Source organism: Streptomyces sp. NPDC044704 (assembly GCF_056433525.1).
Map to the genome: position 1 here is coordinate 90883 of NZ_JBWKGY010000016.1, position 21031 is coordinate 111913.

Consider the following 21031-nt stretch of genomic DNA (forward strand, 5'->3'; position numbering starts at 1 on the left):
CTCTGCCGCGCCCCCGGCGGAGGCAGCGAACATGACGGAGGCCTCGGGGGTGGCACCCTCCACGACGACCGCGCGACCGGATGACCCCGCCACCGCGCGAGAGCCCGGCCGTTCCGGCGGACGGGTACCGAGGACGCGTTCGCGCTGGTGCTCGCGCTCCGGCCGCACCGAATGCGTCATCTACGGCGCGACGGGGCAAGGATATGAACGGCATACCGGCGAATTCCGGTCGGCGGCCGCAAATGCTCATTGCCCCACCCTCGCGGGCCACGCGAGAATCGGAGTGCTCCCGCTCGGCTCGTCGGCACTCTCCAGGGCCGTGCTGTGGCGCGCCCGCATCCCAGCCGTGCCCGTTCACGGGCGTGTACCCGAAGGGAGGACCGTGACCTTCGGATTCGCCTCGCCCTCGACCACGTCCCTGACAACGGCCACCGGCGGCGCCAGCCGGCACGGCAGACTGCTCGAACCCTCCGAGTGGACGGCGGCGGGGGTCCCCCTGCTGCGCAATCCGCGCGAGCTGGTCGACGGGCTCCACTCCCGGCACAGCCCCGTGCCCGACACCGCGGTGATCGCCGTCCTCGGTCCCGAGGACCGGCTCGTCGCGAGCGCCTCCTTCGTCCAGCGGTCGGCCTCAGCCGACGGCTGGGAGTACCGCAACGCCCTGTTGTCGCGGCTGCGCCGGGTCCTCCCGCACGACCTGCGGCGGCGGACCCCGGTACGGACGGCGGTGCTGTTGTACTGCCGGGACGGCGACGAGCGGTGGACCGAGGAGGACGGGGCCTGGATGTGGGGGCTGCGGGACGCCTGCACCCTGCACGGGCTGCGCTGCGGGGCGTACATCACGCTGACGCACGGCGGCTGGCAGGTGCTCGGGGAGGGCCGCGGCGGGCGGCGGCCCAGCTCGGACTCCCGGCCGGAGCGGCTCGGCTCCACGATGGGTGAGCTCACGCCGCTGCCGCTCCGCACGGGCGGCGGCGCGACCGAGGCCCTGCGGCGCACCGCAGCCCGCTGAGCCCCGCGACCGCGTACGACGCGCACCGCGCGCGGAGCCCCGTACGACCGGGCCCCGTGGGGTGCGCGTGCTCGCGCGGACGGGCACGGCACCACCCCGGCGCCACTCAACGGTGCCGTGTCACACGAGCTACACGGCATCACGGAACGGCCCTCACGGCCGCACTCCCGCGGACGGGTGTACAGCAGTCCGGGCTCCGGGCTTCAGCGGGGCCGGCACCCGGCCCGCCCCGCCCCTCGCCCGTGCGGGATACGGGGCGTCAGACGCCCGCACCCAGCACGGAGTTGATCTGCTGTACGTCGCCGCACACGATCAGCAGCGCACCGGCACGCGCGAGCGCGACCGGCAGTGCGGTGGCGACCGTTCCGGCCGGTCCGCCGTTGGCCGCGAAGACCACGACGGGACGGCCCGCGGCACGCTGCACCTGCGCCGCGTCCGCGTAGAAGACGTCGTCCCCGGCCTCGTGCTGGGCCCAGTAGGAGGCCTCGCCGAAGGACAGCTCGTGAGCGGCCCACGGGTGCGGGTCGCCGGTCGTGAGGACCAGGATGTCGCCGGGCGCGCGCCCGGTGTCGAGCAGCAGGTCCACGGCCTCGTCGGCCGCGTCCAGCGCACCCTCGGCGGAGGCCGGGATCAGCTGGACCTGCGGCACCGCCGCGGAGACGGACGGGGCGGCGGGGGCTGCGGAAGCGGGTCCGGGGGCGGCCTGCGCCGCGCGCTGCGCGGGCGGGGCGGGCCGGACGGGACCGGGGCGTCCGGGCCGGGGTACGGCGGCGGGACGCGGACCAGGTACGGGGCGGGGGGTCTGCGCGGTGCGGCCGGCGGCCGGCGTGACGCGGGGACCCTGGGCACTCTCGTGAATCTGAGGCTCCTCGATGGCGGGGGTGAGAGGCATGAGTTGATATCTATCAAACACCGGTACGAAACGTACCGGTGGGTGGCACGTGGGTGCGATCAGAAATCGAAGCCGAGTTGGCCTCCGTCTTCCAAAGCCGCCGCCTCCTCGCTGCGGCGCACCTTCTTGAGGTGCCGCCACCGGGGCAGCGCGTCGAGGTACGACCACGAGAGCCGGTGGTACGCGGTGGGACCCCGCTCCTCGAGCGCGGCCCGGTGCATGGGCGACGGATAGCCTGCGTTGGCGGCGAAGGCGAAGTCCGCTGTTCCATCACCCTGTTCGCCGAGTTCGGCCATCATCCGGTCGCGCCGGACCTTGGCGATCACCGAGGCCGCGGCGACGGCGACGCAGGACTGGTCGCCCTTGATCACCGTACGGACCTGCCAGGGTGCGCCGAGGTAGTCGTGCTTGCCGTCGAGGATGACCGCGTCGGGCCGCACCGGGAGGGCCTCCAGGGCGCGCACGGCCGCGAGCCGCAGCGCGGCGGTCATCCCGAGCTCGTCGATCTCCTCGGGGGAGGCGTGCCCGAGGGCGTGGGCGGTGACCCAGTCCTCCAGGACGTCGAGCAGCGCGTCGCGTCGTCTGGGGGTGAGCAGTTTGGAGTCGGTGAGCCCCGCGGGCGGCCGGCGCAGACCGGTGATCGCCGCGCAGACGGTGACGGGACCGGCCCAGGCCCCTCGTCCGACCTCGTCGACCCCGGCGATGATCTTGGCGCCGGTGGTTGCACGGAGGGAGCGCTCGACGGTGTGGGTGGGTGCTTCGTACGGCATGGCGCCAGCAAGGTTACGCCGCTCGGGGCCGCCTGCACACCCCGGCCTGCGGCAAGCCGTCTCCGGCTCGCCGCGGGCCGGCGGCCGCAGCCTGCGGACGCTCCCCGTCCGCTGCCCTTCGCCGGGCCGCCCGGGCGGGGCCGATGCTGGCCTCAGGCGGCGTCCGCCCGGACCATCGGCACCATCACCCGGTCGATCATGTCCCCGATCTCCTGGTCCTTCCATTCGCTTCCGCACACCTTGCTGCGGTACATCAGCATCGCCGGAATCACGTCGACCACCAGCGGGTCCACCGCGTCCGGCCGGACGTCACCGCGCTCGATCCCCCGGCGCAGAAGCGCTCGGATCAGGTGGTGGGCGGGTTCGTGGACGCCGTTCCAGATCACCGCACGGAACCGGTCCGCATGGGCATGGTCGCATTCGTGAAGCACCGCACGCAGCGCTTCCCCGGCCTGCGAATGCATGACGTCCCGCATCCGTACGCACAGCCGGAAGAGGTCGTCGCGGACCGCGCCCTGGTCCGGGACCTCCCCGAGCGGCGGCAGCCCGGCGCGCAGCACCTCGGCCACGAGATCCGCCTTGGAGGGCCACCGCCGGTAGAGCGCGGCCTTGCCGGTGCGCGCGCCGGCCGCGACGCCCTCCATCGTGAGCGCGTTCCACCCGACGGTGCTCAGCTGCTCCAGGGCCGCGTCCAGGATCGCCCGTTCGAGTTCCGGCCCGCGCCTGCGCCCCGGCGCCGCCCCCGCCGACCAGCGCGAACCCGTCATACCCCGCTACCTCCGACCCGCACGTGCGTCAGACGCACACATTTTCAGCCGTAGGGAACGCTTGCGTTCCCTACGAGCGGGCTCCTACCTTGGTCCCGCAGTGAACGTATGCGTTCACTATTTCACTATGGGGGGATCCACAGTGACAAGCACTCAACTCGCCACGTCCCGAATACCCGGAGCGGCCCGCCGGCCCGGGCGCCCGGGTGTCGCCCTCGCCGTCATCGCCGCCTGCCAGCTCATGGTCGTCCTCGACGCGACGATCGTGAACATCGCCCTCCCCCACATCCAGACCGCCCTCTCCTTCTCCACCACCGACCTGTCGTGGGTGCTCAGCGCCTACACCCTCACCTTCGGTGGCCTGCTGCTGCTCGGCGGCCGGGCCGGTGACATCCTCGGCCGGCGCCGTGTCTTCCTGACCGGGATCCTGCTGTTCACCGCGGCCTCGCTCCTCGGCGGATTCGCCCAGGAACCCTGGCAGTTGCTCGCCGCCCGTGCGCTCCAGGGGGTCGGCGGCGCGATCGCCTCGCCGACCTCGCTCGCCCTCATCACCACGACCTTCGCCGAGGGCCCCGAGCGCAACCGCGCCTTCGGGGTGTTCGCCGCGGTCTCGGCGGGCGGCGGCGCGATCGGCCTGCTGACCGGCGGCATGCTCACCGAATGGCTGGACTGGCGCTGGGTCCTGTTCGTCAACGTGCCGATCGGCGTCCTGATCGCCGTCCTCACGCCGCTGTACATCACCGAGTCCGAACGTCATCCCGGCCGTTTCGACGTCGCCGGGGCGCTCACGTCCACCGGCGGCATGGCGGCGCTCGTCTACGGGTTCATCCGCGCCTCCGAGGACGGCTGGCGCGACCCCCTCACCATCGGGTCGTTCGCCGCCGCGGTCGTCCTGCTCGGCCTGTTCGTCCTGATCGAGTCCCGGGCCGCGGAACCGATCATCCCGCTGCGGATGTTCGCCGACCGCAACCGCGCAGGCACCTACCTGATCATGCTGGGGCTGGCCGCCGCCATGTTCGGGATGTTCTTCTTCATCGTCCAGTTCGTGCAGAACGTGCTGGGCTTCTCCCCGATCGAGGCCGGGCTCGGCTTCCTGCCCGTGACCGTCGCCATCGTCACCGCCGCCGGACTCTCGCAGCGCTTCCTGCCGCGCTTCGGACCGAAGCCGTTCATGGTCGTCGGATCCGCCCTCACCGGCTCCGGCCTGGCCTGGCTGACCCTCATCCGGACCGACAGCTCCTACCTCTCCGGCGTGCTCGGCCCGATGCTCCTGTTCGGCTTCGGCATGGGCCTCAACTTCGTGACCCTCACCCTCACCGCCGTCTCGGGAGTGGCCCCGCACGAAGCGGGCGCGGCGTCCGGACTGCTCAACGCCAGCCAGCAGGTCGGCGGCTCGCTCGGGCTGTCCATCCTGGTCACGGTCTTCGGCACGGCGGCCCGCGGCGAGGCGGAGCAGCAGGTGCCCGACTTCCTGGCCCGGGCCGACCCCGCCCAGCTGGCCGCGTTCCGCGAGACCGGCGCGCTGGCCGACCCCTGGGGCGACCTCGTCCTGACCCAGGGGATCTCCATCGCCTTCACCGCCGCCGTCGCGATGGCGGGGCTGGCCCTGGCCAGCGCACTGCTGGTCATCCGGGTCCGCAAGAGCGACCTGGAGGCCCTCGGCGGGACCGCCGCCAAGGCCGGTCCGGTGGCCTGAGCAGGGCACGTCGTACGGCCCCGGGCAAGGGTGCCCGTACGAAGCCCCGGGCGCGGGAACTACCCCGCGCCCGGGGCCTTCGTACTACCCGCCCACCCGGCCCGGGCCGCCGGACGGGGCTGCTAGGCGGCTTCCCGCGGAAGCCAGGCCGGGAGTTCCTCGGTGCGTGCCAGCCAGGCCTGCGGCAGCACTTCCCCGCCGCGCGCGCCGAGCACGCCCCCGACGATCGCGCAGGTGGTGTCGACGTCCCCGCCGACCTGCGCGGTGGTCCAGAAGGCCTTCTCGTAGTCGTCCAGCGACCGGGCGGCCGACCACAGGGCGAACGGCACCGTGTCGTGGGCGCTCGTGCGGCGCCCGCAGCCCAGTACCGCCGCGACCGTGGTCGCGTCGCCGTAGTCCAGCATGTCCCGTGCCCGGCGCACCCCGGCGCCGACCGCACTGCGCGGGACCAGCGCGATGACCCCGTCCAGCAGCTCGGCGGGCGTCGGCCGGCCCGCCGGGGAGGCCGCCAGCGCGGCCGCGGCGGCGACGGCCATCGCCCCGCACACCGCCTCGCGGTGCTGGTGGGTGGTGTAGGCGGAGATCTCCGCCTGGTGGGTGGCCTGCTCGGGGTCGTCCGCGTACCAGGCGCCGAGCGGAGCGATCCGCATCGCCGCGCCGTTGCCCCACGAGCCCTGCCCGTTGAAGAGCTCGGCGGCCAGCGTGCGCCAGTCCTCGCCTTCCCGGACCAGCCTCAGCATGCGGTTCACGGCGGGGCCGTAGCCGCGGTCGAAATCGTGGTGGGCGGCGAAGGAACTCGCCAGCGCGTCCTGGTCGATGCGGCCGTGCCGGGCGAGCACGGCCACCACCGAGCAGGCCATCTCGGTGTCGTCGGTCCACTGCCACGGCTCGCTGCCGGCCGGCAGCTCGCGCCGCTTGAGCAGCGGATAGTTCACGGGGACGAAGTACTGGGAGCCCAGGGCGTCCCCCAGGGCCAGCCCTCTGAGGCTGGACACGGCGCGTGCGTAGCGCGTTTCGGGAGCGGAATCAGCGGTCATCGCGCGTCACTCTAGCCGTCCAGGTCATAAGGCTCGGGTGTGGTCCACCGCTCAAACGGGCGGTCCATCCGGTACCGGCCGTCCGGGCCGAGGAGCAGCACCCGGTATTCGCCGTTGCCGGGGTTGGACAGGGCCTCGAACTCGGATACCGACCAGTGGAACCAGCGCATGCAGAACAGCCGCATCGTCAGCCCGTGCGTCACCAGGAGCACGTTCTCGGGGTGGTCCGGGGCCTCGAAGCTGCGGTAGAGGCTCTCCAGGAAGGACCCGACGCGGTCGTACACGTCCGCGCCGGACTCCCCCTGGGCGAACCGGTAGAAGAAGTGCCCGTAGGCGTCCCGGTAGGCCTTCTGCAGGCGTACGTCGTCCCGGTCCTGCCAGTTGCCCCAGTCCTGTTCGCGCAGGCGCGGCTCCTCGCGCATCCGCACCCGCGTCGGGTCCAGCCGCAGCTCCCGGAAGGTCTGCAGGGTCCGGCGGTAGGGGGAGACGTACGCGCTGATGTGTTCGTCGCCGAAGAGCGCGCGCAGTCCGGCGCCGGCCTCGGCGGCCTGTTCGCGGCCCCTTCGGGTCAGGCGCAGGGCGTGGTCGGGTTCCCGCTCGTACACCGTGTCATCGGCGTTCCCCTCCGATTCCCCGTGCCGGACAAGGACGATGCGCCGTGGTCGTACCATCCCACGACCTTATTCGGCCACCGACGGCCCCGCCGACCGGGCGCGCCGTCCCGCCCGCCCCGGGCCGGTGATCGTCGGACGGTCATACCGTCCAGGCGGGTTCGAGGTCCACGACGTCGCCGGTGAGCGCCTCGACGTCGGCCTCCGTCTGGGCGCGCAGCGAGAGGCGTTCCACCCGCTCCTGCCGGTACTTGCCGTGCTCGGCCGCCGCCCGCCACATCGACAGCACCAGGAACTCCCGGCCGGGGGCCTCGCCGAACAGGCCCCGGACCATTCCGGGCGAGCCGGCCATGGCCGGGTTCCACACCTTCTCCTGCATGAGGGTGAAGTGCTCCTCGCGCCCCTCCCGGACCCGGGTGTGTGCGACCCGGACCACGTCGGCGTCGCTGAAGCGGGGCTGGAAGCCGGTCTTCACGTCGAAGCGGTGGTCGAAGAGCGTGACCCTCGCGTCGGTGAAGGTGCCGTTCTGGGAGGCTGCCAGCCGGTCGTGCGAACGGGCCATGAAGGAGTCGTAGAAGGCACGGCTCTCCCAGAACGCGAAGACGTGCGCGACCCCCTGCCGGCCCCGGCTCCAGCCGCCGCCCTGCCCCCGGAATCCGGGTTCGCCGGGCAGCCCCGCCCATTTTCGCTGCCCGCGCTCGAACCCGCGTCGGTCCGTCACCGTGCAGCGAATCCACTTGACCAGCACCGCGCCATCGTACGGGCCGGGCGGGGCCCGGGTCAGTCCCCGGAGCGGTGGATCCGCACCAGTTCCGCCGCGTCCCGATCGGACAGCCGGAGCCCGAACTCCCGGTCGAGGAGGTCGATCAGCTCCTCCGGCGCGACGTTCTCCCGCTCGGTCCGACCGTCGGGGTACAGGCGGGTGAGCTCGCTGCCCACGAGGGTCTGCCGCACGGCGTCGCCCGGGAGCTGGACGAGGATCCGCCCGACGAACGAGGAGAGGGGGTGAGTGGAGCTGTAGTGGTTCAGCACCACGTAGTCGACGGGGTGGTAGCGCTGCGGGGAGAAGGCGTACAGGTCCCTCCAGGCCCCTGCGCGCAGGGCGCTCAGGACGAGGATGCCGTCCTCCTCCTCGCGGACGCGGAACGTCCACGCCCCCTGGCGGATCTCGCGGCCGGGCCGTGCGAGCGGGACGGGCTCGCGCGGGCCCTGGTAGCCGAAGCCCGCGTCGCAGAGCCACGGTTCACCGTCGACGGTGACGACGAGGACCGCGTGGGTGACCGCGAGCAGGCTGTCGCCCCGGGTGCGGTTGCGGGCTCCGCGCCCGGAGACCTCGAAGCCGATCCGCTCCAGGGCAGCGGCCAGCAGCGAGTTCTGCTCGTAGCAGTAACCGCCGCGGCGGTCGTGCACGAGCTTGTCCTCCAGGGCTTTGACGTCCAGCGCGACGGGGCGGCCGAGCAGGACGTCCAGGCTCTCGAAGACGATGGAGGCGGTGTGGGCCCGGTGCACTGCGTACAACGTCTCCAGGTCCGGCCGGAGTTCCCGGACTCCGGTCCTGCTTCCGGCCCCTGCCCCGTCACCGGTCCCGTCTTCTTCCGGGCCCCCGGCCCGCAGCCCGATCCGCGTCAGGTACGCGTCCAGGTCCAGCTCGTCACCGTTCCACATGGTTCCTCACTCCCCCGTCGTGAAAATCCCGGGCCCGCGGTCGGGCGCGCCCCGCACAATGATCGCCATGACCGCCTTGCACACCAACCCGCTCTTCGCCCGGCTCGCCACGGCCGAGCGGATCCTCGTCGCCGGGGCGGGCGGGGGCTTCGACATCTACTCGGGTCTGCCGATCGCCCTCTCCCTCCTGCACCAGGGCAAGGAGGTCCACCTGGCGAACCTCTCCTTCAGCGCCCTGGCGGGCCTCCCCACCACGGACTGGCTCGCTCCGGACGTCGCCGTCGTCACCCCGGACTCCGCACCCCACCAGTCCTACTTCCCGGAGCGCACCCTGGCCCAGTGGCTCGCCCTGCACCGCTACCCCTCCACCGTCCACGCCTTCCCGCAGGTCGGGGTGCAGCCGCTGCGCGCCGCCTACCGGGCGCTGATCGACCGCCACGACATCGACGCGGTGGTGCTGGTGGACGGGGGCACGGACATCCTGATGCGGGGTGACGAAGCCGGCCTGGGCACCCCGGAGGAGGACCTGACCAGCGTCGCCGCGCTGGCCGCGCTGGACGACGTACCGCACCGGCTGGTCGTGTCGGTCGGCTTCGGGGTGGACGCGTACCACGGGGTGAGCCACGCCCTCGTACTGGAGAACATCGCGGCGCTGGAACGGGACGGGGCGTACCTCGGGGCGTTCTCGATACCCCGCGCCACGCGCGAGGGCGCGCTGTTCCTCGATGCGGTGGCCCACGCCCAGGACCACACTCCGGACCGTCCGAGCATCGTGGCCGGCTCGGTCGCGGCAGCGGTGCGCGGTTCCTTCGGCGACGTCCGTTTCACCAGCCGCACCCAGGGCAGCGAGCTCTTCGTCAACCCGCTGATGTCCCTGTGCTTCGCCTTCGACCTGCCGGGGCTGGCGGCCCGTTGCCTCTACCTGGACCGGATCGAGGACACCCACCTCTTGCGGCAGGTCCACTCCCGGATCGCGGAATTCCGGGAGGAGCTGGTCACCCGCCCCTCCCGCCCCATCCCCCACTGAGCCCGGAGGGTGTCAGCCGGCCGTCCGGCCCGGAAAACGCCGAGGGCGGTGGAGCCGGGTCACCGGCTCCACCGCCCTCGCGGGCCGGCCGGGGCGTGCCCCGGCCGGCGTCGTACGTCAGCTGCAACCGCTGGTCGAGCCGCAGCCCTCGCAGATGTAGCAGGAGCCGGCGCGCTGCATCTTCGTACCGCAGGAGAAGCAGAGCGGGGCGTCGGCGGAGACGCCGAGCTGCATCTCGACCAGTTCGGCGTTGCTGTGCGCCGTCTTCGGAGCCGGGACCGGGGCGACCGCCACCGGCTTCGGGGCTGCCGGAACGGCCGCGACCGGCGCCGACTGGGCGAGCGTCTCGGTGTCCAGCTGCTCGTCGTCGAGCGGCTCGTACGAGCCGGTGTCGAGGTGGCGCTGACGCTCCTCGGCGGAGTGGATGCCGAGGGCGGAGCGGGTCTCGAACGGCAGGAAGTCGAGCGCCACGCGGCGGAAGATGTAGTCGACGATCGACTGCGCCATCCGCACGTCCGGGTCGTCCGTCATGCCGGCCGGCTCGAAGCGCATGTTCGTGAACTTCGCGACGTACGTCTCCAGCGGGACGCCGTACTGCAGACCCACCGAGACGGCGATGGAGAAGGCGTCCATCATGCCCGCGAGGGTGGAACCCTGCTTGGACATCTTCAGGAAGACCTCGCCCAGACCGTCGTCCGGGTAGGAGTTCGCCGTCATGTAGCCCTCGGCGCCACCGACGGTGAAGGAGGTGGTGATGCCCGGGCGGCCCTTCGGCAGGCGCTTGCGGACGGGGCGGTACTCGATGACCTTCTCGACCGCCGCGCGGATGGTCTCCTCGGCCTTCTCGGTGACCTCGGCCTTCTCCTCTTCCTTCTTCTTCGCGGAGAGGGGCTGGCCGACCTTGCAGTTGTCGCGGTAGATCGCGAGCGCCTTGACGCCCAGCTTCCACGCCTCGAAGTAGATCTCCTCGATCTCCTCGACGGTCGCCGTCTCCGGCATGTTGACCGTCTTCGAGATCGCGCCGGAGATCCAGGGCTGGATCGCGGCCATCATGCGCACGTGACCCATCGCCGAGATGGAACGCTCGCCCATGGCGCAGTCGAACACCGAGTAGTGCTCGGGCTTCAGGCCCGGGGCGTCGACGACCACACCGTGCTCGGCGATGTGGGAGACGATCGCCTCGATCTGCTCTTCCTGGTATCCCATGCGGCGCAGGGCCTGCGGGACGGTGCCGTTGACGATCTGCATCGAGCCGCCGCCGACGAGCTTCTTGAACTTGACCAGGGCCAGGTCCGGCTCGACACCGGTGGTGTCGCAGGACATCGCGAGACCGATGGTGCCGGTCGGCGCGAGGACGGAGGCCTGGGAGTTGCGGAAGCCGTTCTTCTCGCCGAGGCGCAGGACGTCCTGCCAGGCCTCGGTCGCCGCGGCCCAGATGACGTTGTCGAGGTCCTCGGTGCGGGGCGCGACGGCGTTGGCGTCGGCGTGCTGCTTCATGACGCGCTTGTGCGAGTCGGCGTTGCGGGCGTAGCCGTCGTACGGGCCGACGATGGCGGCCAGCTCGGCGGAGCGCTTGTACGCGGTACCGGTCATCAGCGAGGTGATCGAGGCGGCGAGGGTGCGGCCGCCGTCCGAGTCGTACGCGTGGCCGGTCGCCATCAGCAGGGCGCCGAGGTTGGCGTAGCCGATGCCGAGCTGGCGGAAGGCGCGGGTGTTCTCGCCGATCTTCTGCGTCGGGAAGTCCGCGAAGCAGATGGAGATGTCCATCGCGGTGATGACGAGCTCGACGACCTTGGCGAAGCGCTCGGCGTCGAAGGACTGGTTGCCCTTGCCGTCGTCGTTCAGGAACTTCATCAGGTTCAGCGAGGCGAGGTTGCAGGACGTGTTGTCCAGGTGCATGTACTCGCTGCACGGGTTGGACGCGGTGATGCGGCCGGATTCGGGGCAGGTGTGCCAGTTGTTGATCACACCGTCGTACTGGATGCCCGGGTCGGCGCAGGCCCACGCGGCCTCGGCGAGCTTGCGGAAGAGCGCCTTGGCGTCGACCTTCTCGATGACCTCGCCGGTCATGCGGGCGCGCAGGCCGAACTCGGTGCCGTTCTCGACGGCCGTCATGAACTCGTCGTTCACGCGGACGGAGTTGTTGGCGTTCTGGTACTGGACGGACGTGATGTCGTCGCCGCCCAGGTCCATGTCGAAGCCCGCGTCGCGCAGGGCGCGGATCTTCTCCTCTTCCTTCACCTTGGTGGCGATGAAGTCCTCGACGTCCGGGTGGTCCACGTCCAGGACGACCATCTTGGCCGCGCGGCGGGTGGCGCCGCCCGACTTGATCGTTCCTGCGGACGCGTCGGCACCGCGCATGAAGGAGACGGGGCCTGAGGCGTTGCCGCCGGAGGAGAGGAGCTCCTTGGAGGAGCGGATGCGGGAGAGGTTCAGGCCGGCGCCGGAGCCGCCCTTGAAGATCATGCCCTCTTCCTTGTACCAGTCGAGGATCGACTCCATGGAGTCGTCGACGGCGAGGATGAAGCAGGCGGAGACCTGCTGCGGCTGGGGCGTGCCGACGTTGAACCAGACCGGCGAGTTGAAGCTGAAGATCTGGTGCAGGAGCGCGTACGTCAGCTCGTGCTCGAAGATCTCCGCGTCGGCGGGAGAGGCGAAGTAGTCGTGGTCCTCGCCGGCCTTCGTGTAGGTCTTCACGATCCGGTCGATGAGCTGCTTCAGACCGGTCTCGCGCTGCGGGGTGCCGACCGCGCCGCGGAAGTACTTGCTGGTGACGATGTTGACCGCGTTCACCGACCAGAAGTCGGGGAACTCGACGCCACGCTGCTCGAAGTTCACCGAGCCGTCGCGCCAGTTGGTCATGACGACGTCACGGAGCTCCCAGCTCACCTCGTCGTACGGGTGCACGCCCGGGGTGGTGTGGATGCGCTCGATACGCAGGCCGCTCTTGGCAGCCTTGGTCCCCTTGGTGCGGGAACCTCGCGCCGAGCCGCTCGCCGTCTCAGTCATGCCGCTTCCTCCCATATGCGGGCAAAAACGCCCTAAAGTGCCAGCGTTATTCCGCGGGCACGGTGCTGTGTGTCTTGTATCTACGAATCTCGCCCAGCCGGCCGGCCGGGCCGCGCCGAGGTGCGGCCTGTCCGGTCAGTCGGCGGCGGAGGCGGGCACGGGGACGACCGGGGGGGTCCCTCCGGGCTCGCACTCGTGGGGAGGCCGGGGCTCGCGGAGTTCCGCGATGGCGGCCTCGAAGTCTTCAAGGGTGTCGAACGCTCGGTAAACGGATGCGAACCGCAGGTACGCGACGAGGTCGAGCTCCTGCAAGGGGCCGAGTATGGCCAGACCCACGTCGTGGGTGGTCAGCTCGGCGCTGCCGGTGGCGCGCACCGCCTCCTCGACCCGCTGGCCGAGCTTGGCGAGGGCGTCCTCGGTGACCGGTCGCCCCTGGCACGCCTTGCGGACGCCAGAGATGACCTTGGTACGGCTGAAGGGTTCGGTGACCCCGCTGCGCTTGATCACCATCAGCGAGGCCGTCTCCACCGTCGTGAAGCGACGGGAGCAGTCGGGGCACTGACGGCGCCTGCGGATCGACGTTCCGTCGTCCGTGGTGCGACTGTCCACGACCCGGCTGTCGGGGTGCCTGCAGAAGGGGCAGTGCATGGTTCCCTCACCCTTCATCTGGCACGACTGAATCACCCCACGGAGCCCCTGAACGACAGGGACGGGTCTCTGCCGGGGGCTCGTGAAGCAGCCACAAGCATATGCGATGCCGGAGACCCTGACCGACCCGGGGACCACAACTTCTGGGTGGCAGCGCTCATCCAACCACTAGATCTTGGGTTGTGATGGATTTACACCGCTCCGCGTGTCGCGGTGTCCGGCAGGCGGATACAGGCCTTTCCGGTGCCACACTGGGCCTCGACCCACCCGGCCGCGGCCGCACCGGAAACGGTACCGTAAGGAGGGGAGGCGGAGCCGAACCCGCGTTCGGTCCGCACGGCCGAGGAGGCCCCGCTCCGGTCCGGCTATACACCCGTCGATCTAACCCAGGTGGACGATCCTCGATTTTTCACTCGAACGTGTGTTTGGCGCAACCTTTCGAAAGCAACTACCGTTGTCCAGCTAGGGAGAACATTTCGAGAGGGGCCGACGTGACCACCACCGCAGACAGTGCCACCATCACTGCCCAGAACCGCTCCCAGAGCCGACTCGAGCCGGTGCATGCCATGAACGACGCAAGCCTGAACCCGGAGGCGGAGCCCGCGCGCCCCGCACGCTCGCTGCCAGGGCGGCCTCCAGGCATCCGCGCCGACAGCTCCGGGCTCACGGACCGGCAGCGGAGGGTCATCGAGGTCATCCGGGACTCGGTGCAGCGCCGCGGTTACCCGCCGTCGATGCGCGAGATCGGCCAGGCGGTCGGCCTCTCCAGCACCTCGTCGGTGGCGCACCAGCTGATGGCCCTGGAGCGCAAGGGCTTCCTGCGCCGCGACCCGCACCGGCCCCGGGCCTACGAGGTACGGGGCTCGGACCAGCCCAGCTCGCAGCCCACCGACACCACTGGCAAGCCCGCCGCGTCCTACGTTCCCCTGGTTGGCCGGATCGCGGCCGGCGGCCCGATCCTCGCCGAGGAGTCGGTCGAGGACGTCTTCCCGCTCCCCCGCCAGCTGGTGGGAGACGGCGAGCTCTTCGTCCTCAAGGTCGTGGGCGACTCCATGATCGAGGCGGCCATCTGCGACGGCGACTGGGTCACCGTCCGTCGTCAGCCCGTCGCGGAGAACGGCGACATCGTCGCCGCGATGCTGGACGGCGAAGCCACCGTCAAGCGCTTCAAGCGGGAGGACGGCCACGTGTGGCTGCTCCCCCACAACGCCGCCTACCAGCCCATTCCCGGTGACGAGGCCACCATCCTCGGCAAGGTCGTCGCCGTCCTGCGCCGGGTCTGACCCCGCCGCCCCTCAGCCAGCTCCGGGACCCACTGCGCCGGTCCCGGAGCTGTTGTGTGTCCCGGGTCTACTTGCCGTTGGCCTGAGCCGTGGCGTCGATCGCCGCCAGGGAGCGGCGGACCTGGTTGCGGTCCGTGGTGTACCAGAAGTCGGGCAGCGTGGCCCGCAGGAAGGTCCCGTAGCGGGCCGTGGCCAGCCGGGGGTCCAGTACGGCGACGACACCCCGGTCGCCTGAGGCGCGGACGAGCCGGCCGGCGCCCTGGGCCATCAGCAGCGCCGCGTGCGTGGCGGCGACGGCCATGAATCCGTTGCCTCCGTGCTCCTCGACCGACTTCTGTCGCGCGCTCATCAGCGGGTCGTCGGGGCGCGGGAAGGGGATCCGGTCCATGATCACGAGCTGGCAGCTGGGTCCGGGCACGTCCACGCCCTGCCAGAGGGACAGCGTCCCGAACAGGCAGGTCTTCGGGTCGGCCGCGAAGGTCTTGATCAGCTCGCCGAGGGTCTCCTCGCCCTGGAGCAGGATCGGGTTGTCGAGCCGGCCCCGCAGTTCCTCGGCGGCCGCCTTCGCGCCCCGCATGGAGGAGAAGAGGCCGAGGGTGCGGCCGCCGGCCGCCTCGATCAGTTCGGCGAGCTCGTCCATCATGTCGCCGCGGGTGCCTTCCCGGCCCGGCGTGGCCAGGTGCTTGGCGACGTAGAGGATGCCCTGCTTGGGGTAGTCGAACGGGGAGCCGACGTCCAGGCCCTGCCAGACCGGTACGCCCTCCCCTTCGACTCCTTCCGCGGCGAGGCCGAGTGAGGCCGCGACGCCGTTGAAGTCGCCGCCCAGCTTGAGGGTCGCCGAGGTGAGGACCACCGAGCGGTCCTCGAAGAGCTTCTCGCGCAGCAGCCCCGACACGGACAGCGGGGCGACGCGCAGGGTGGCGCCGAAGCGGTCGTGGCGCTCGTACCAGACGACGTCGTACTCGGACCCGGTCATGATCCGCTCCGCCACCGTGTGCACGCTCTCCACGGCGGCCAGGGCCTGCTTGCGGACGGCGTCCTCGTCGTGGACCGACTTGTCCCGGGTGGCGCCGATCGCGGAGATCACGTTGCGCGCGGCGTCCCGCAGGGCCATCAGCGCGTACCCGAGGTCCTCGGGGACCTCCTCCAGGCGGCCGGGGAGCGCCAGCTCCATGACCCGCTCGAAGGACTCGGACGCGGTCTGGAGCGAATCGGCGCTCTTCTCGTCGACCAGCTTGGCCGCGCGCTTCACGGCCCGGTTCACCTGGCCGGGGGTGAGCTCGCCGGTGGCGACGCCGGTGACGCGGGAGACCAGTTCGTGGGCCTCGTCGACGATCAGCACCTCGTGCTGCGGGAGCACCGGCGCGCCCTCGATGGCGTCGATGGCGAGCAGCGCGTGGTTGGTGACGACCACGTCGGCGAGTTTGGCCCGCTCGCGGGCCGCCTCCGCGAAGCATTCGGCCCCGTAGGCGCATTTGGTCGCGCCCAGGCACTCCCGGGAGGAGACCGAGATCTGACTCCAGGCCTTGTCGGAGACGCCCGGGGTGAGGTCGTCGCGGTCACCGGTCTCGGTCTCGTCCGCCCAGTCGCGCAGGCGGATCAGGTCCTTGCCGAGCTTGCTCGTGGGGGCGGCCGCCTCGAACTGGTCGAAGAGGCCCTCTTCCTCGTCCTGCGGGGCGCCTTCGTGCAGGCGGTGCAGACAGAGGTAGTTGGACCGGCCCTTGAGCATGGCGAACTGCGGGCGGCGGCGCAGCTGCGGGTGCAGCGCCTCCACGGTGCGCGGCAGGTCACGCTCGACGAGCTGGCGCTGGAGTGCCAGCGTCGCCGTCGCCACGACCACGCGCTCGCCGTGCGCGAGGGCCGGCACCAGGTAGCCGAGGGACTTGCCGGTGCCGGTGCCGGCCTGGATCAGCCGGTGGGAATTGTCGTCGATCGCTTCGGCGACGGCTTCGGCCATGGCCACCTGGCCGGGGCGCTCCGTGCCGCCGACGGCGGTGACGGCGGCGTGCAGCAGGTCGGGGAGGGAGGGCTTCGTCATAGCACTGCCAACCCTACGGGGCGCCACCGACAGCGGCCGCATCGATCGGGGATCACGGGCGGTACAAGGGGTTGGGCACCGTGCCGTGGCTGACCGCGTGCGGCCGGTCCGGGCGGTCTCGGTAGCCGTCCTCGTGCAGCCGGTTCCGGTTGAGGCAGAGTCGGTCGATCCGCTCGGTGAGCAGGTCGAACTGTTCGTGGCGGTCCTTGTCCTCGGGGAAGCGTGCCTGGTGGCGGAGGATTTCCGCCCGTACGAGGGACCAGAAGTCACCCTCGGGGACGGTGAGCCTGTCCTCGCAGATCGCCGCCAGGTAGCGGAAGACGCCGATGAACAGTCCGGAGTGGATGAACTGGGTGAGGAAGGCGGGCGGCTCGGTGAGCAGGGCGCCGCGGACCTCGTCGGGCATGGAGTCGTGCTCGGGGAGGGGTGCGCTGCTGATGTTGATGTCGTCCACGAAGTCCTTGACCGCGAGCCGGACGGGCACGTCGTGCTCGTCGAAGATCACGATCGTGTTCTCGCCGTGCGGGGAGAAGACGGTTCCGTAGCGGTACAGGAAGTGGAGGAGCGGGGGCAGGAGGGTGGCGAAGAGCCGTTGCAGCCAGGCCTTGGGGGTGAGGCCGGAGCGGGCGACGAGCTCGGCGGTGAAGGAGCGGCCGCGCGGGTCGGTGTGGAGGAGCGAGGCCAGGGTGCGGGCGCGCTCGCCGGGGGCGAGGCGGCCGGTCAGGGGCTCGCGCCAGATCGCCCCGAGGAGTTCCTTGTACTGGTAGGGAACCTCGGGGAGCTGGTCGTAGACGGGGTGGCGGACGGTGACGGAGGCGACCTCGCCGAGCAGGATCACGCGGCATTCGTCACGGAGGAAGGGGTCGGCGTCGCGGAGCGAGTGGATCCAGGCGGTGACGGCGGGGGCCGCGAGGGTGAGGTCGTTGGGGAGGCCGCGCCAGACCATGGTGTTGAAGACGGACAGCGGGAGTTTCACGCTGTGGCGGTCGGGGTGGGTGATGTTGAGGAAGGTGCGGATCGACTGCTGCGGGAGCCGTACGTCGGGGTCCGCGGGCAGCGGGACGAGGAGGTCCGAGGCGAGGGCCGGGGCGAAGAGCGGGAGCACGACCTCGTCCCACTGCCAGGGGTGGACCGGAAGGTAGAGGTAGTGGAGCGGGTCGAGTCCCCGGTCGCGCAGGACCTGGTCGAAGGCGGCCCGGGTGACGGGGTCGAGTTCGGCCGAGTAGAGGCGCGCGGGGTCTTCGAGGCCGGCGGTCCCGCGGTACTCGGCGAGGGAGGTGCGGGCGGCGAGCCACGGCAGGCGCTGTGGGGTGCGGGCCTCGGGGGCCCAGGCGGCGGCGTCGGACGCGGACCATCCGACACGGCCCTTGTTGAGGACGAGCCAGGGGTGGCCGGTCTGGTGGCCTTCGAGCGCGGCGTAGTCGAGGTCGGCGAGGACGTCGGCGGTGAGCGCGTGGTGGTCGAGGCGGGCGTCGGCGGCGAGGGTGGCGCTGAGCTCGCGGATCAGGTGCCCGAGGGTGGAGCCGTCGAGGCGCAGGTGGGTGCGGGCGCGGACCAGGAACGCGTACGGGTCCCCGAAGGCGACGGGCGGCTGCCGGGAGGGGGGCGGCGGGGTGAGGGTGATGGTGTCCGGGCTGACCTGCCAGCTGCCGTAGGCCCGGCGGCGGGCGCGGAAGCCGAGGCTGCTGCCGTCGTCGAGGGTCAGCGACCAGGCGTCACCGGCGGACGCGGAGGCCGGGAGGGGGCTGACGATCTCCTCGTACGCGAACTCGCCGAGCATCTTCGCCAGCAGCCGCCTGGACGCGAAGTCCCAGGTCGGACGGTTGAGTTCGGGTGGGGTGCGGGGGTGCTCGGGCGAGGGCGGCAGGGCGGGCTCCGCGGAGTCGGGGGCGGCGGGAAAAATCGGCACGGGACTCCTCGATGATCGGGAACTTTGCTGCGTCGCGCAGAGTTTTCGAAGGGAGAGGCGTTGCTGGACGGAAGTGGTCGGGGACCGCGGGGCGGCTATCAGAGGAGATTGCGCAGCGCTCGGTCCCGGATCATCAGGGCGGCGCGCTTGTCGGGGAGGTCGATTTCCGCGGCGTAGCGGAAGCCGGCGGTCAGGAAGGCCGAGACCGAGGGGGTGTTGGTGATGGCGGGTTCGGCGATGACGCGTGTGCACCGGGGACGGTTGTCGAGGACGAGGTCGGCAACCGTGCGCAGCAAGGTGGTGCCCAGACCCCGGCCGCGGTTCGCGCCGTCTCCGATGAGCAGGTGGATACCCGTGTCGTGGGGGCGCGCCGCGTAGTGGCGGGCCACCGGGTCGAGATCGGCCCGGTAGATCTCCCAGTAGCTCATCGGCGTGCCGTCGAGGAGGCCGATGCAGGGGGTGCTGCGGCCGTCGCCGTCGAGTTGTGCCCGCAGGTGCGCGGCGGTCACGGTGGAGGGTCCGGCGAGCTCCCAGTAGTCCGCCACCTCGGGGTCGTTCATCCAGCCGGTGAGGAGTTCCAGGTCCCGCCCCGGGCGCACGGTTTCGAGGCGGAAGGTGCCGGCCCGGGTGGCGACGGCGCCCCAGCCGGCCGGGGAGTCGAGGAGTTCGGCCTCGGCGAGCAGGGGCAGCAGTTCGACGGCGAGCCGGCGGCCGGCGGGCGGGGTCTGTACGACGAGGGAACCGGCGGGGGTGTCGGTGGAGGGCATCGGGCTCTTCTCCGGGTCGGTGGGGAGCACGTCAGTCGTGGAGGGGGTTGGTGATGGTGACGTAGACGGACTGGGTGTCCACGGGGCCGACGAGCTCGTCGAGGCCGCCCAGGCGGGTGAGCAGGTTGGCCTTGCAGCGGAGGGTGGGTGAGTCGAGCAGCTGGGAAGGGAGCGGGCCGAGGTGCGCCGCCTTGCCGAGGAAGCGGCGGAACGCGGCGAGGAGGACGCGTTCGTCGGCGAGCCGCTGGGCTCCGAAGGCCCCGATGAGGCCGAGCACGTTGTTGATGCCGAGGTAGTAGGCGAAGCGTTCGTCGGTGACGGCGTCGGCCACGAAGGTGTCGCTGGTACCGCCGATTCCGGGGAGCCGTTGTTCCAGCTCCGCGCGGCGGGAGTCGCGGAAGTAGTAGCCCTGGTTGTCGCGGAAGCGGCCGCCCACGGGCCAGCCGGCCGGGTCGAGGAGCACCAGGGTGTTCTGCTGATGCGCTTCGAGGGCGATGCCGGCGAGCGCGTCGAAGGTGAGGACCGGCAGGACGACGTGGTCGAGGTAGCGCAGGAACCACTCGGCGGATACGGCGGAGGTGGAGCGTCCGGTGGCGGCGGCGAGCCCGGTGACGATTTCGGAGAGCCGGGAACGCATGGTGGTCCGGCCGGGCCACGGGCGGGGAGCGGTGAGCGCGGCGATGCAGACGGCGTCGTCGTCGGGACGGAAGGGGTTGTGTCGCAGGAGGACGTCGAGTCCTGGGACGGGGGTGCCGTCCGGGGCGTCGACGGCGACCCAGGCCGGGTCGCGGACGATGTCGAAGCGCGGGTGGGCGGCTTGCCAGTGCTCGGCGAGGCCGGTGCGCAGCAGCCGGTGGACTTCGACACCGCGGTGGAGTTCCTTGCGGAGGTTCTCGCGGCGGGAGTTGGTGATGCGCAGGCCCAGGGAGAGCTTGAGCATCGCGGGGGCGCCGGGGCGGTGGACGGTCCGGACGGAGGAGGTGGGGTACCAGGGTGCGCCGTGCGGGCCGAGGTCGGTGAGGAGTCCGGCGTCGCGGAGGGCGGCGACGGTCGGGCGCTGGAGCAGGTCGTGGGCCTGCCAGGGGTGCAGGGGCAGGGGGGTGGTTCCGGAGGGCAGCGGGAGGTCGGGGGCGAGGCGGCCGAGGAGCCGGGCGGCGGAGACCGGGCGGCCGCGTTCGGTCCAGGCGGAGTCGGTGGCGAGGACGGTGGGTGCGAGGGCGAACCAGTGCAGGGGGAAGGAGCCGTGGAGTTCGGGTGAGTAGCGGCGTACGTCGGCCTCTGAGAGTCCTTCGCGGCTCTTCGGGTCCGGCTGGAGGGGGTGACCGAGGAGGAGGGACTGCTCGGCTGTGAGGAAGCGGTCTCCTCCGATGGGGGTGGGGGCGGTGGGGCGTTGGCGCCGGTCGGCGATGAACTCGGTGGTGCGGCGTACCGAGTCGGCGACCCGGCCGACCAGATCGACGCCGGCGCGGCCGGTGCCCTCCCGGGCGATCAGGGCGGCGAGGGTGACGGCGTCCAGGGCGGGGGCGGTCGCGGGAGCGCCCTCGATCCGGGCGGGGGCGAAGCGGTGCCAGCCTGCCGGGGACCAGTACCGGACGGGGACGAGCAGGGTGGCGCCGGATGCGGGAAGGGGGATCCGGAGCAGGGTGCCGGCTGGGCCGTCGGGGCGGCCGATGCCGCTCTCGCGGACCCAGCACCGCAGGAGGTTCTCCACCGTCGCGGCCTCGGCGGCGATGGTGGGGTCGGCGTGGTCCAACAGGTCGGGCAGCGCCGCCGGTTCGGGCCCGAGCGGGCCGTGCCGGCCGACCCGGTGCCGGAGGACGCCGTCCATCTGCCTCGGCACGCCGACCGTGCGGGCCGGTTCCGGGGCCGGAGTGGGGGTGGGGGCCGGGGTGGGCGTGGG

Annotated in this window: 17 protein-coding genes; 4 read left to right on the forward strand and 13 right to left on the reverse strand. The window is 71.7% G+C overall.

From position 1 onward, the window contains the following. Nucleotides 1-382 precede the first annotated feature (382 nt). The gene (locus AC07B0_RS30510) at nt 383-1012 is read left to right on the forward strand and encodes a hypothetical protein (protein WP_356874281.1); all 630 of its coding nucleotides are present in this window, start codon (nt 383-385) and stop codon (nt 1010-1012) included. Between the two features lie 259 nt (nt 1013-1271). Here AC07B0_RS30510 and AC07B0_RS30515 read toward each other — a convergent pair whose 3' ends face one another. The 3 genes from AC07B0_RS30515 to AC07B0_RS30525 all read right to left on the reverse strand — a co-directional run bounded on the left by AC07B0_RS30515 (nt 1272) and on the right by AC07B0_RS30525 (nt 3441). Then, nucleotides 1272-1904, reverse strand: coding sequence for a hypothetical protein (locus AC07B0_RS30515; protein WP_478899365.1), 633 nt, complete (start codon nt 1902-1904; stop codon nt 1272-1274). Nucleotides 1905-1963: 59 nt separating this feature from the next. Then, nucleotides 1964-2674: a ribonuclease HII gene (locus AC07B0_RS30520; protein ID WP_478899367.1), complete on the reverse strand. Its 711-nt coding sequence runs from the start codon at nt 2672-2674 to the stop codon at nt 1964-1966. 152 nt (nt 2675-2826) lie between these two features. Beyond that, nucleotides 2827-3441, reverse strand: a complete 615-nt coding sequence (locus AC07B0_RS30525) for a TetR/AcrR family transcriptional regulator (RefSeq protein WP_356874275.1) — start codon at nt 3439-3441, stop codon at nt 2827-2829. Between the two features lie 127 nt (nt 3442-3568). On the opposite strand from AC07B0_RS30525, the gene AC07B0_RS30530 reads away from it, so the two are divergent. Next, on the forward strand, nt 3569-5137 hold the full coding sequence (locus tag AC07B0_RS30530) for an MFS transporter (protein WP_478899369.1): 1569 nt from the start codon (nt 3569-3571) through the stop codon (nt 5135-5137). Nucleotides 5138-5259: 122 nt separating this feature from the next. Here AC07B0_RS30530 and AC07B0_RS30535 read toward each other — a convergent pair whose 3' ends face one another. The 4 genes from AC07B0_RS30535 to AC07B0_RS30550 form a co-directional block, all read right to left on the reverse strand. Continuing rightward, complete coding sequence (locus AC07B0_RS30535; RefSeq protein WP_478899373.1) at nt 5260-6174, reverse strand: ADP-ribosylglycohydrolase family protein; 915 nt, start codon at nt 6172-6174, stop codon at nt 5260-5262. Between the two features lie 11 nt (nt 6175-6185). Further along, entirely contained in the window at nt 6186-6845 is a 660-nt protein-coding gene (locus AC07B0_RS30540) for a histidine phosphatase family protein (RefSeq protein WP_356874269.1), read from the reverse strand. Between the two features lie 82 nt (nt 6846-6927). Next, a complete protein-coding gene (locus tag AC07B0_RS30545) occupies nt 6928-7533 on the reverse strand; it encodes a YdbC family protein (protein ID WP_356874267.1) in 606 nt (201 codons plus the stop codon). Between the two features lie 32 nt (nt 7534-7565). Continuing rightward, on the reverse strand, nt 7566-8450 hold the full coding sequence (locus tag AC07B0_RS30550) for an arylamine N-acetyltransferase family protein (RefSeq protein ID WP_478899375.1): 885 nt from the start codon (nt 8448-8450) through the stop codon (nt 7566-7568). Nucleotides 8451-8517: 67 nt separating this feature from the next. Here AC07B0_RS30550 and AC07B0_RS30555 point away from each other — a divergent pair, with 67 nt between their 5' ends. Then, a complete protein-coding gene (locus AC07B0_RS30555; RefSeq protein WP_356874264.1) occupies nt 8518-9477 on the forward strand; it encodes a DUF1152 domain-containing protein in 960 nt (319 codons plus the stop codon). A 117-nt stretch (nt 9478-9594) separates the two neighbouring features. On the opposite strand, the gene AC07B0_RS30560 is transcribed toward AC07B0_RS30555, so the two are convergent. Then, nucleotides 9595-12486 carry a vitamin B12-dependent ribonucleotide reductase gene (locus tag AC07B0_RS30560; RefSeq protein ID WP_356874262.1) on the reverse strand — a complete coding sequence of 964 codons (2892 nt, stop codon included), beginning with the start codon at nt 12484-12486 and terminating at the stop codon, nt 9595-9597. A gap of 135 nt (nt 12487-12621) precedes the next feature. Continuing rightward, nucleotides 12622-13134: a transcriptional regulator NrdR gene (gene nrdR, locus AC07B0_RS30565; RefSeq protein WP_356874404.1), complete on the reverse strand. Its 513-nt coding sequence runs from the start codon at nt 13132-13134 to the stop codon at nt 12622-12624. A gap of 491 nt (nt 13135-13625) precedes the next feature. Here nrdR and lexA point away from each other — a divergent pair, with 491 nt between their 5' ends. Then, the gene (gene lexA / locus AC07B0_RS30570; RefSeq protein WP_356874260.1) at nt 13626-14417 is read left to right on the forward strand and encodes a transcriptional repressor LexA; all 792 of its coding nucleotides are present in this window, start codon (nt 13626-13628) and stop codon (nt 14415-14417) included. Nucleotides 14418-14484: 67 nt separating this feature from the next. Here lexA and AC07B0_RS30575 read toward each other — a convergent pair whose 3' ends face one another. The 4 genes from AC07B0_RS30575 to AC07B0_RS30590 all read right to left on the reverse strand — a co-directional run bounded on the left by AC07B0_RS30575 (nt 14485) and on the right by AC07B0_RS30590 (nt 20959). Further along, nucleotides 14485-16455 (reverse strand): ATP-dependent DNA helicase, encoded by a 1971-nt coding sequence (locus AC07B0_RS30575; RefSeq protein WP_478899377.1) that lies wholly within the window; start codon nt 16453-16455, stop codon nt 14485-14487. A gap of 52 nt (nt 16456-16507) precedes the next feature. Beyond that, on the reverse strand, nt 16508-18364 hold the full coding sequence (locus AC07B0_RS30580) for an IucA/IucC family protein (RefSeq protein WP_478899379.1): 1857 nt from the start codon (nt 18362-18364) through the stop codon (nt 16508-16510). A gap of 98 nt (nt 18365-18462) precedes the next feature. Next, nucleotides 18463-19131: a GNAT family N-acetyltransferase gene (locus AC07B0_RS30585; protein ID WP_478899380.1), complete on the reverse strand. Its 669-nt coding sequence runs from the start codon at nt 19129-19131 to the stop codon at nt 18463-18465. A 31-nt stretch (nt 19132-19162) separates the two neighbouring features. Beyond that, nucleotides 19163-20959 carry an IucA/IucC family protein gene (locus tag AC07B0_RS30590; RefSeq protein ID WP_478899382.1) on the reverse strand — a complete coding sequence of 599 codons (1797 nt, stop codon included), beginning with the start codon at nt 20957-20959 and terminating at the stop codon, nt 19163-19165. Nucleotides 20960-21031 lie beyond the last annotated feature (72 nt).